We start from the raw sequence: 10,757 nt of genomic DNA, 5'->3' as shown, positions 1-10,757 counted from the left end.
GTCAGCGGCGCGTAGTTAAAAGCCTGCGGGTTCAACGCCCGTTCTGCAAGGGGGCACCCCCGATTTTGGGGCGTATCGCGCGCCACATTTTCGGTAGCGGAGCGTCCCTTCGCAATTACGTTCGGGAGTTGCCGGCGCGGTGTTCGTCGAGCACTCGGCGCACGGTCGCGGCGAACTCCAGCGGGCGCTCGGTCGCGCCGACGTGGCCGCCGGGGAACTCCGCGAACCCGGCCCCGGTGTGCTGCGCGATGTGCTCGGCTGGCCTGCGCAGCAGCTGGCCCGCCGAATCGCGGCCTGCGGCCAGGACCAGGCGGTCGGACCTGCTCCGCAGGGCGTCCAGGTCGGGGACGTAACCGGTGAACTGGGTCAGGACGTGCTCGAGGAAGATCGGCATGTTCGCCACCATCCGGTCCATAGCCTCGGTTCGCGGGATCTCGGCGGGTTCCGGAGCGTCGCCGCCGGAGGTTCCGGCCGCCATGACAGCCATGGCGGCGGCCACACCGTCGCGCAGGTAGGTCTCACGCACCTCGCGGAAGAACGCCCGGTGCTCGGCCGCGTCGGGGAGCAGTTCCACCGACGGCGGTTCGTGGGCGACCACCAGCTCCGGCGGGTTCGGGAAGTGCGCCAGCAATTCCAGTGCGGCGATCGCCCCGGAACTGGTGCCGAGCACGAAGATGGGCTCATCGGGCCGGGCGACCAGATCGAGGATCCGCCGGGCATCGGCGCTGTGAACCTCGACCTGCTGCCCGGTCGGCGCGGAATCCGCGCTGCTGCGGGAAAAACACCTCGGGTCGTAGCTGACCACTGTGTACTGATCGGCGAGGTCGTCCGCCAGCACGTCGAAGATGCCGGCATCTCCCGAACCGCCGGGGATCAGCAGCAGCACCGGTCCGTCGCCGCGCGTTTCGTAGTGCAGCGTCGCTCCCGGCACCTCGGCGGTGCCGGTCTTGATGTCGGTCATGCGTCGTCCAAATCTCCTGGCTCGGACGGCCAGTTCTCCAGTGCGATGTGGAGGGCGTGGACGGCCTGTTCCCAGGACGTCCGCACCGAGCGGGAATGGCCGAAGCCGCCGCTGGCCTCGAGGTGGGCGTAACCGTGGAAAGTGCTGCGCAGCAAGCGAACCGCGTCCGTGATGGCAGGTTCGTCCAGCCCGTACCCGCGCAGCAGCGAGTACGGCAGCTCCATGCAGCGCAGGTGCCCGCGGGATTCCGCGACGACCTCGGGGGCCAGCTGGATCTGGGTCGCCGCGTAGCGACCGGGGTGTTCCAGCGCGTAGGCGCGGTAGGCGTCGGCGAACGCGACGAGCGCGTCGCGGCCCGCCCGGCCGGCGATCGCCGAGCCGATGCGGTCGGCCAGTTCTCCGGCGGCCAGGACCGCGACCCGCGCCCGCAGCTCGGCCACGTTGCGCACGTGCGAGTACAGGCTCGCGTCCTTGACGCCGAAGTGCCGCGCCAGCGCCGAGATCGTCACGTTGGCGAAGCCTTCGGCGTCGGCCATGTCGGCGGCTGCTTCGGTGATCCGCTCCGCGGTGAGTCCCGCGCGTGCCATCTCCGCCCCTCCAAAACCTAGAGCCTCTAGGTTTCATCCTAGGTTAGCTAGGTCGACGGACCGGAGCGACCGATTTTCCCGGCGGGGAACGAGCAGGTCAGGGCAGGATTCCCTGGCGGCGGGCGACCACCACGGCTTCGTGGCGGTTGTGGACCTCGAGCTTGTGCATCGCACTGCGCAGGTAGGCCTTGACCGTCTCCGGCCGCAGGGACAGGCGCTTGCCCACTTCGGCGTTGGTGCAGCCCAGGGCGACCTGGGACAGGACGTCGAGTTCGCGCGGCGTCAACTTCGCCGTCGGCGTCTCCTCCGGCTTCGAGGTGAGACCGGCCAGCCGGTCGCAGGCGTGGTGCAGGCGGTCGCGGAGAGCGGAATCGTCGAGTCCCTGCGCGATGGCGCGGAACTCCGCGTGCAGCTCCCGCACCTCTTCCAGAGCCACCTGCTCGCGGTGGCCGATGTCCTCCGCCGCGCGCATCAGCCGCAGCCTGCGATCGACCTCGTCGCGCACCGCGAGCTCGCCGGCCAAACGCCTGGTCACGCCCATCGCGACGTCGATCGCCCGATCACCCAGCCGGGCCACGCCGCGTGCCGCGCTGTAGAGCACGCCGCGGACCGAACCGTCCACCAGCACCGGAGCGGCGACCACCGAGCTGATCCCCTCGGCGAGCACCGGGCCGTCGTAGTCGTGGCTGATGGTCGGCGAGCTGGCGTAGTCGCTGACCGCGGCCGGTCGACCGGCCGCCAGCACCCGGCCGCCGAGCCCCGCAGCCGCCCGGATCTGCAGCCCCTTCAGCATGTTCGTGCGCACCCCGGCCAGCTCGGACAGGCGCATCGTGCCTCCAGCGGCCTGTCCGCCGAACGTCACGGGCATGTCGGCCCGATGCCGCAGCGCGCGGACGGCCTGGCGGAAGGCGTCGCCGTCGTCCGGACGCAGGAGCGCTTCACCGCCGTTTCGCACATCCACCCCTTTCCGGGGGTAGCCGGGACTGCTGTGTGGCGCGGAGCATAACGCCCGGCAGCGCCGGGGCAAAGAAGCCGGGAAGGGGCCGACCGTGAGCATCGAGCCGAGCACCACCACTGGAACCGCACCAGCAGCCCGCGTGGCAGAACTGCTCGAGCGGTTCGGCGCCCCGGGCGCCAACGCGGCGGAGCTGCTCTGCGACGACCATCCGGCCGATGCGGTCGCGTTCACCGTCGTGGACTCCGATCTGTCCAGTCAGGACCTCACCTACGGCCAGCTGCGGCGCGACTCGGCGCGTTTCGCCGCCGCGCTGGCCGATCTCGGCGTGGCCCCCGGCGATGCGGTCGCCGTGCTGATGGGCAAGTCCGCCGATCTGGTCGTGGCCCTGCTGGGGATCTGGCGTCGCGGCGCCGTCCACGTGCCGCTGTTCACCGCGTTCGCACCCCCGGCGATCGCCCTGCGATTGCGGGCCAGCGACGCGAAGGTCGTGGTGGTCGACGCCGACCAGCGCGCGAAACTCGCGCCGAGCGAGGACATCCCGGCCGATGCGCCGTGGCGGACCATCGTCGCCGGCGACTCCTCCGCCGAGCTGTCCTTCGCCGCGCTGCTCGACCGGTACACCGGTGACGAGCCGAGCGGGCAGGCAGTGCCGCTCGGCGGGGACGGGCTGCTCGTGCAGCTGTTCACCTCGGGCACCACCGGCACCCCGAAGGGCGTTCCGGTGCCCGTCCGCGCGCTGGCCTCCTTCCAGGCGTACCTGGAGTTCGGGCTGGACGTGCGGGAAGACGACGTGTTCTGGAACGCCGCCGACCCGGGCTGGGCCTACGGCCTGTACTACGCGATCCTCGGGCCGCTGGCGGCCGGTCGGCGCAGCATCCTGCTGCACGCCGGATTCTCGGCCGCGTTGACCTGGAAGGTGATGCGCGAGTTCGGGGTCACCAACTTCGCCGCCGCGCCGACCGTCTACCGCAGCCTCCGCACCGACACCTCGGCCGATCCCGCCGGAATCCGGCTCCGCCGCGCCTCGTCGGCGGGAGAACCGCTGACCCCGGAGGTGGTTTCCTGGTCCGAGCGGGAGCTGGGCGTCACCGTGCGGGACCACTACGGGCAGACCGAGCACGGCATGATGATCGTCAACGCCTGGGCCGACGGGGTCCGCGACGAGATCAAGCCGGGATCGATGGGCGCCGCCCTGCCCGGCTGGTCGGCCGAAGTGCTCGACGACGACCGGGACGAACCCGCCGCCGTCGGCGCCGCCGGGCGGATCGCGATCGACGTGGCGGGCAGCCCGCTGATGTGGTTCACCGGCTACACCGACGCGCCGGAGAAGACCGCCGAGCGGTTCACCGCCGACGGCCGCTGGTACGTGACCGGTGATGCCGGTTCCCGCGATGCGGACGGGGCGTTCTTCTTCTCGTCCCGCGACGACGACGTGATCATCATGGCCGGCTACCGGATCGGGCCGTTCGACGTGGAGAGCGTGCTGGTCCAGCACGAATCGGTCGCCGAAGCAGCGGTGGTCGGCGTCCCCGACGAGCTGCGCGGCGAGGTCCTGGAGGCCTTCGTCGTGCTGCGCTCGGGGACGACCGGCGACGACGCGCTGGTGGCCGAGCTGCAGCAGCTGGTCAAGCGGAAGTTCGCCGCGCACGCCTACCCGCGATCGGTGCACTTCGTCGAGCAGCTGCCCAAGACGCCGAGCGGGAAGATCCAGCGCTTCGTGCTCCGCGAGCAGCGCCGCGGCTGATCACCAGCCGGGCTCGCCGGTGATCTCGGTGCAGGTGAGCCCGTCGTGCTCGGCGGGCTCACCGACCAGCGCCCGCGCGGCGATCTGGTCGACGTCCAGGCAGCGCACCGGGCGGCCGTCGACGAGCAGCGGAGCGCGTTGCCGGCCTGCTGCGGCGTAGGCCAGCACGCGCTGCGGCTCGCTGCCGTCGGCCAGCCGGATGCGCTCGGATCCGTGCAGGTGGACCAGCCGGTAGCGGACGCCGCGGCCTTCGCACTGGTCGAGCACCCGGCGTTGTTCCGGCGTGGCGAACCAGAGCGCGTGCTCCTCGACCACGCCGGGCGCGGCGGTCAGCACGGCTGGACGTTGTCCGTCGCGGACCCGCAGCCCAGCGGCCCACACCGCGGACAGTCCGGTGCAGCGCGCGCTGAGGGCCACCACCGGCCCGGTGAGCCTCAGCTCCTCGCGCAGCCAGGTGATCTTCGCCGGGCAGGCGTTGGATCCGTAGGCCAGCACGAGCTGTCGACCCCGCATCGGCTCCGCCCCGCGCTCACCGAGCCAGCTGTCCAAGCAGCTCCCGTCCGAACCGTCGCGGCTGACGCGCCATCCGGAGGGAGCGGAGGAATCCGGGGCCAACGCCCAGCCGACGCCGTCGGAGTGGACGAACGAAAAACCTGGTCGGGCACCGGGGTAGGGGAGAGCCGGGTAGTCGGCGTCAGAGAACGGCGATCGGGCGGCGGCTGGCAGCTCGGGGCTCAACATCGCCGCCCAGCATCCCGTCCGAACCACCTCGGAGCCAGGAAATCGCGCCCGCGAGTCGGCTCAGCAGGACTGCATGAGCTCCGCGCAGCGTTCGCCGATCATCATGGCGGGAGCGTTCGTGTTGCCACCGGTGACCGACGGCATGATCGAGGCGTCCGCGACGCGCAGACCCTCGATGCCGCGCACGCGGAGCTCGGGGTCGACCACGGCGCGCTCGTCGGTTCCCATCCGGCAGGTGCCGACCGGGTGGTAGACGGAGTGGATGCGGTTGGGCAGCTCGCGGGCCAGCGCTGCGTCGTCGCGGACGTCGGGTCCGGGGTGCAGTTCGCCGGTGACGACTCCGGCGAGGTGCCTGCTCGCCATCACCTCGCGCACCCGCTTCATCCCGTCGATCAGGAAGCGCGCGTCGTCGGGATCGGCGAGGTAGGCCGGATCGATCAGCGGTGCCGCCGCCGGGTCCGCGGAGGCCAGCCGGATCTCGCCGCGGCTCTTCGGGTAGATCAGGGTCGGCATGACGGTGAGCGCGGGGCGCCGGTCGACGGCGTGCCGCACCGATTTGTCCTGGTTGGGGGAGGGGTAGGACCACGGCAAGGTGTGGATCTGCAGATCCGGCCGCGCGCTGGAGGGGTCGGTGCGGACGAAGGCCATGCTGTCGAAGACCGTTCGGCCCAGCCAGGTGTCGCCCCGGGTGGCCTCGCTCAGGATGCCGTTGAGGAAGTGCGGCGCGGTGCCCCGGTGCCGGGCCGTCGGCGCCAGGAAGGTCATCGGCACGAACAAGTGGTCGTGGAGGTTCTTGCCGACCGGCAGGTCCGCCGCGACGTCGATGCCGAGCCCCCGCAGGTGGTCGGCGGGGCCCACCCCGGACAGCATCAGGATCTGGGCCGAACCCACCACGCCGGCCGACAGCACCACCTCGCGGGCGGCGCGGATCACGCGCGGACCGGACTTGCCGAGCACCTCCACGCCCACCGCGCGGCCGCCCTCGATCACCACCCGGGAGACCATCGCCCCGGTCTCGACCTGCGGCGCAGTCCTGCGGGTGTCGCGCAGGTACGCGTGGGAGGTGCTGAAGCGGGTGCCGTTGTGCGCGCTCATCTGCACGACGCCCACGCCTTCCTGGGAGGCGCCGTTGTAGTCGTCGTTCTTGGCGACGTCCAAGCTCTCGCTCATCGCGTCGATCAGCGCGCTCGACGCCGGGGTCAGGTCCTTCTGCCGGGTCACCTGGACCGGGCCGCCCGCGCCGCGCAGGTCGCTGGAGCCGCCTTCCCAGTTCTCCATCCGCTTGAAGGCGGGCAGCACGTCGTCGAAGCTCCAGCCCTTGCAGCCCTCGGCCGCCCAGTCGTCGTAGTTGCTGCGGTGGCCGCGCACGAACAGCATCCCGTTGACCGCGCTGGAACCGCCGACGAGCTTGCCGCGCGTCGTCGGGATCTGGCGTCCCGCCGCGTTCTCCTGCGCGACCGTGCGGTAGCCCCAGTCGAACCGCTTCTTGATCTGGGGAACCGAGTGCACGATCGTGATCATCCCGGGGACGCGCACGAACCGCGACCGGTCCCAGCCGCCCGCTTCCAGCAGGAGCACGCGCGCACCGGTTTCGGCCAGGCGACTCGCCACGATGGCCCCGGCGCTGCCCGCGCCGACGACGATGTAGTCGGTCTCCTCGGTCACCACGACCTCCACTTGTGCGTTGAGGGCTACGGAAAACGTGTTGGCGGCGCGGAGCCGGCCGACGGCGCCGCAGTGCTCGAGCCGTCGAGCACCCGATCACACGATTGAAGTGAAACATGTTCTTGTTGATGGAGGCAACATCCCGTCGAAGCGGATGGCCAACTGCTTCGGATGAGCCGTGCGGCGTCCGCGTGCGCTACGCGTGAAGGCGAGCCACCGCTTTGTTGAGCGCTTATTGGGTGGTTGACCCCACCTGGTGGAGGCTTCGTCGCGAGTGTGTTGAGTTCTCGCCCGGAATGTTCCGGTGGCCGGTGGATCGTCGCAACAAGTTCTAGTTATGCGTCCGGCGCCTGGTTGATGCGGTGGCCCCGTGAGCACTTTGTGGGGTCATGGCACCAGGAAGTGCTCACGGGGACCGGGCTACTTGGCGGAATGTCCGAGCCTGGTGCGCACCGCGGTGGTGGCGCAGGCGATCACGGCGAGACCGCCGACGACCGTGGGCCAGGTGAGGTCTTCGCCCAGGAACAGCGCGGCCCAGCAGATGCTCATCACCGGCTGGGTGAGCTGCACCTGGCTGACCTGCGCCATCGGCCCGATCGCGAGACCCCGGTACCAGGCGAAGAAGCCGAGGTACATGCTCACCACCGCGAGGTAGGCGAACGCGGCCCACTCGACGGCGGTTCCGCTCGGGGACTGCTGCGCCATCGAGAAGCCGGTCAGGGCGATCATCAGCGGTGCGGCGAGCACGAGCGCCCAGGACACGGTCTGCCAGGCGCCGAGCTCGCGGGCGAGCAGGCCGCCTTCCGCGTAGCCGATGGCGGCCGCCGCAACGGCGCCGAACAGCAGCAGGTCGGACCAGTGCAATCCGCTGATCCCGCCGCCCTGCAAAGCGGCGAACACGACCGCCACGGCCGAGCCGGCGGCCGCCGTGATCCAGAACCGGGCCGGCGGGCGTTCGCGTCCGCGCAGCACTGCTGCCACCGCGGTCGCCGCGGGCAGGACGGCGATCACGACGGCTCCGTGGCTGGCCGGGGTGGTGGTGAGGGCGAACGAGGTCAGCACGGGAAAGCCCACGACCACGCCACCGGCGACGATCGCCACGCGACCCCACTGCGCGCCGCGGGGCAGCCGCTGCCGGGTGATCGCTAGCGCTGCGGCCGCGAGCAGGGCGGCGATCGCAGCGCGACCGGAACCGATGAACAGCGGCGACATCCCGCCGCCCGCAAGGGCGACGCGGGTGAACGGCACGGTGAAGGAGAACGCGCCCACGCCGAGCAGGCCCCACCCGAGGCCTGCCCGAGAACGGGATAGCGCTGTCGGATCGGCGAGAGTAGCGCTACTCTGTAGTCTCATGTCGAACGATAGCAGCTCGCGGATCGTCGCGGGACTCCGCGACTGGATCGAGACGGCGCCGCCGGGCGCGAAGCTGCCGTCGACGCGCGAGCTGGTGGCGCGCTACGGGGCGAGTCCGGTGACGGTGCAGAAGGCGCTGAGGACGTTGACCTCGCAGGGAATGGTGGAAAGCCGTCCCGGCGTCGGCACCTTCGTGCGCGCGGTCCGCGTTGCCCGCCCGAACGACTACGGATGGCAGACCGCGGCTCTCGGCGCGCCGCTGCACCGCATCCGGCAGCTGTCCACGGCGCTGCACACCGCGCCGAACGACGCGGTAGCGCTGCACGCGGGTTACCCGGACCGGGAGCTGCTCCCGGAACGCCTGGTGCGCTCCGCGTTCACCCGAGCCGCGCGCAGCGAGGCGGCGGTCAGCAGGCCGCCGGCCGCGGGCCTGCCGGAGCTGCAGACGTGGTTCGCGGCCGAACTGGGCACGGCGACGCCGGTCGGAGTCGCGCCCCCGGCGCCGAGCGATGCGGTGATCCTCCCGGGTATCCAAAGTGGACTCAGCACGGCATTCCGCGCACTGGTCGGCGCGGGCCGGCCGCTGCTGGTGGAATCGCCCACCTACTGGGGTGCGATCCTCGCCGCCGAACGAGCCGGTGTGCAGGTCGTCCCCGTCCCCAGCGGCATCCACGGCCCGGACCCGGCGGAGCTGGCCCGCGCGTTCGAGGGGACCGGGGCGCGCGTCTTCTACGCGCAGCCGAACTTCGCCAACCCGACCGGCGCGCAGTGGTCCGCCGCCCTGGCCGACGAAGTGCTCGACGTGGTGCGCCGGTTCGGGGCGTTCCTGATCGAGGACGACACCGCGCACGACTTCGGCATCACCGCCGATCCGGCACCCATCGCCGCGCGGGACGACAGCGGGCACGTCGTCTACCTGCGCTCGCTGACCAAGAGCGTGTCCCCGTCCGTGCGCGTCGCCAGCATCATCGCCCGCGGCCCGGCCCGCGAGCGCATCCTCGCCGATGCCCAAGCCGAATCGCTGTACGTCAGCGGGGTGCTGCAGGCCGTGGCGCTCGACGTCGTCACCCAGCCCGCTTGGCGCACCCACCTGCGCAATCTGCGCCACCAGCTGGCCGCCCGCCGCGACCTGCTCGTCGCCGCGCTGCGGGAGCACGTCCCCGACGCGCACCTGGAAGCCGTGCCGCGAGGCGGGTTGAACCTGTGGGTCCGGCTGCCGGACGCGACGGACCTGCCGCGGTTGCTCCGGGACTGCGAAGCCGCCGGGGTCGTCCTCGCCGCGGGCGACGAGTGGTTCCCCGCCGAACCCACCGGCCCCCACCTGCGCATCAACTACGCCGGTCCGAACCCCGGGGCCTTCCCCGACGGTGCGCGCATCATCGGCGAGATGCTCGCGCGGCAGTAGCGGTCAGCGGTGGAGGTCCCACGTCAGCAGCGCGACGTGCAGCGACACCAACGACTCCGGGTTGTCCAGGGAGACACCGAGCAGCTGCTCGACGCGGGCGAGCTGCCCGTAGTACGCCGTGCGGGACACGTGCGCCGCGGACGCCGCAGCGGACTTGTTGCCGCCGTGGCGGCACAAGGCGCGCAATGCGTCGAGCAGCCGGTCGTTGTCCAGGATCGGGCCGAGCTCCCGCTCCGCGAACGCGGTCAGCCGCTCGTCGCCGCGCAGCAGGTGCAGCAGGCCGCGCAGCCGGACGTCGTCGAGCCGGTGGAAATCGCGCGTGCCGTCGTCGACGTGCAACGCGGCTTCGGCGACCTGCGCGGCCTCGGTGAGCGTCCGGCGCGCGCCGGAGATCGCCCCCACCTCGCTGCCCACCCCGACCACCAGCGGCAACGCGGCGGACCGGCGGATGTCGGCGGACAGCCGGTGCAGTGCGGTATCGACGTCGACGCCGGCCAACGCCACCACGGCGTGCACCGTGATGTCGTCGACCACGCCGACCAGCACCGGCAGCTTGGCCTTGCGTCCCGCAAGCGCGGTCGCTTCGGCCAGATCTCGCAGCGCCTGCTGGGTTTCCAGCGCGGGTGCCGGAGTCGTGGTGGTGCGCGGCCGCACCGCGATCCCCACCAGCGGGCCGTCCAGCGGCACGCCGACTCCGGCGGCCCGGGCGGCCAGGTCTGCGGTTTCGGCGTTGCCCGCGAGGAGTTCGGTGATCAGCGTGCGGTGCGTCTGCCGTTCCAAGCTCTCGCGATCGCGTGTCACCAGGCGGTTCACTGCCAGCGCCGACGCCGCCCGCTCGGCCACCACGACGTGTCGGTGCGCGGGTTCCGGGCCGAGCACCACCAATCGGCCCCAGTCGTCGCCGCGCGCTCCGACCACGGTGGTCAGCCACTGCCGGTCGGCGTCGTACGAGGTCCGCCCGGACTGCACCACCGATCGGGAGCGCTCCGACCACTCCGACAGCAGCGCGACCGGATCCTGCCCCGCCGCGTCGTAGGCCAGCACCTGGTGCGCCATCGTCTCCAGCACCACGGGTCGCTCGAGGATGCGCGTGGCCTCGCGCAGCACGGACGCAGGTTCGGCGCCCGAGGTGGTCAGCGCGGTGAACGTCTCGTGGATCGCGTGCGTGGCCCGCAGCTCGGCCAGCTGGGCGTCGCGGATGCGCGCCACCACCGCTTCGGTGATGCTGACGAACTTCGTCTCCTCCGAGAGCGTCACCAGCGGCAGGTCGTGCCGGTGCGCAGCGTCCACGAGCGCGCTCGGCACCCGGTCCCGCCAACGGCGCACGAGCTCCACGACCAGCC

At 71.8% G+C, this 10,757-nt stretch carries 9 protein-coding genes; 2 read left to right on the top strand and 7 right to left on the bottom strand.

Annotated features, from left to right (window positions below):
* Positions 1 to 115 precede the first annotated feature (115 nt).
* The 3 genes from ABTZ89_RS28565 to ABTZ89_RS28555 form a co-directional block, all read right to left on the bottom strand.
* Positions 116 to 961 (bottom strand): alpha/beta fold hydrolase, encoded by an 846-nt coding sequence (locus ABTZ89_RS28565; protein ID WP_351050358.1) that lies wholly within the window; start codon positions 959 to 961, stop codon positions 116 to 118.
* On the bottom strand, positions 958 to 1,548 hold the full coding sequence (locus ABTZ89_RS28560; RefSeq protein ID WP_351050355.1) for a TetR/AcrR family transcriptional regulator: 591 nt from the start codon (positions 1,546 to 1,548) through the stop codon (positions 958 to 960). The genes ABTZ89_RS28565 and ABTZ89_RS28560 overlap by 4 nt, the downstream gene beginning before the upstream one ends.
* Before the next feature lie 97 nt (positions 1,549 to 1,645).
* A complete protein-coding gene (locus ABTZ89_RS28555; protein ID WP_351050352.1) occupies positions 1,646 to 2,503 on the bottom strand; it encodes a helix-turn-helix transcriptional regulator in 858 nt (285 codons plus the stop codon).
* 94 nt (positions 2,504 to 2,597) lie between these two features.
* Between ABTZ89_RS28555 and ABTZ89_RS28550 the strand changes: the two genes are divergently transcribed.
* Positions 2,598 to 4,250 carry an AMP-binding protein gene (locus ABTZ89_RS28550; RefSeq protein ID WP_351050349.1) on the top strand — a complete coding sequence of 551 codons (1,653 nt, stop codon included), beginning with the start codon at positions 2,598 to 2,600 and terminating at the stop codon, positions 4,248 to 4,250.
* Here ABTZ89_RS28550 and ABTZ89_RS28545 read toward each other — a convergent pair whose 3' ends face one another.
* From ABTZ89_RS28545 to ABTZ89_RS28535, 3 genes are all read right to left on the bottom strand, one after another.
* On the bottom strand, positions 4,251 to 4,991 hold the full coding sequence (locus tag ABTZ89_RS28545) for a gamma-glutamylcyclotransferase (RefSeq protein WP_351050346.1): 741 nt from the start codon (positions 4,989 to 4,991) through the stop codon (positions 4,251 to 4,253).
* A gap of 60 nt (positions 4,992 to 5,051) precedes the next feature.
* Positions 5,052 to 6,656 carry a GMC family oxidoreductase gene (locus ABTZ89_RS28540; RefSeq protein ID WP_270954135.1) on the bottom strand — a complete coding sequence of 535 codons (1,605 nt, stop codon included), beginning with the start codon at positions 6,654 to 6,656 and terminating at the stop codon, positions 5,052 to 5,054.
* A 420-nt stretch (positions 6,657 to 7,076) separates the two neighbouring features.
* A complete protein-coding gene (locus ABTZ89_RS28535) occupies positions 7,077 to 8,009 on the bottom strand; it encodes a DMT family transporter (protein ID WP_351050342.1) in 933 nt (310 codons plus the stop codon).
* On the opposite strand from ABTZ89_RS28535, the gene ABTZ89_RS28530 reads away from it, so the two are divergent.
* Positions 8,008 to 9,414 carry an aminotransferase-like domain-containing protein gene (locus tag ABTZ89_RS28530; RefSeq protein WP_270954137.1) on the top strand — a complete coding sequence of 469 codons (1,407 nt, stop codon included), beginning with the start codon at positions 8,008 to 8,010 and terminating at the stop codon, positions 9,412 to 9,414. The genes ABTZ89_RS28535 and ABTZ89_RS28530 overlap by 2 nt on opposite strands.
* Before the next feature lie 3 nt (positions 9,415 to 9,417).
* On the opposite strand, the gene ABTZ89_RS28525 is transcribed toward ABTZ89_RS28530, so the two are convergent.
* The coding region (locus tag ABTZ89_RS28525) for a helix-turn-helix domain-containing protein (RefSeq protein ID WP_351050338.1) at positions 9,418 to 10,757 on the bottom strand (1,340 nt) is incomplete at its 5' end.

The organism is Saccharopolyspora sp. NPDC002686 (assembly GCF_040295745.1).
Classification (GTDB): domain Bacteria; phylum Actinomycetota; class Actinomycetes; order Mycobacteriales; family Pseudonocardiaceae; genus Saccharopolyspora; species Saccharopolyspora oryzae.
This window is presented reverse-complemented; position numbering and strand designations above follow the sequence as displayed.

What these genes read in the sequence shown, in the direction of transcription:
- ABTZ89_RS28560 (WP_351050355.1), bottom strand. Translation starts at nt 1,548, where the DNA reads ATGGCACGCGCGGGACTCACCGCGGAGCGGATCACCGAAGCAGCCGCC.
- ABTZ89_RS28545 (WP_351050346.1), bottom strand. Translation starts at nt 4,991, where the DNA reads ATGTTGAGCCCCGAGCTGCCAGCCGCCGCCCGATCGCCGTTCTCTGAC.
- ABTZ89_RS28565 (WP_351050358.1), bottom strand. Translation starts at nt 961, where the DNA reads ATGACCGACATCAAGACCGGCACCGCCGAGGTGCCGGGAGCGACGCTG.
- ABTZ89_RS28535 (WP_351050342.1), bottom strand. Translation starts at nt 8,009, where the DNA reads ATGAGACTACAGAGTAGCGCTACTCTCGCCGATCCGACAGCGCTATCC.
- ABTZ89_RS28530 (WP_270954137.1), top strand. Translation starts at nt 8,008, where the DNA reads ATGTCGAACGATAGCAGCTCGCGGATCGTCGCGGGACTCCGCGACTGG.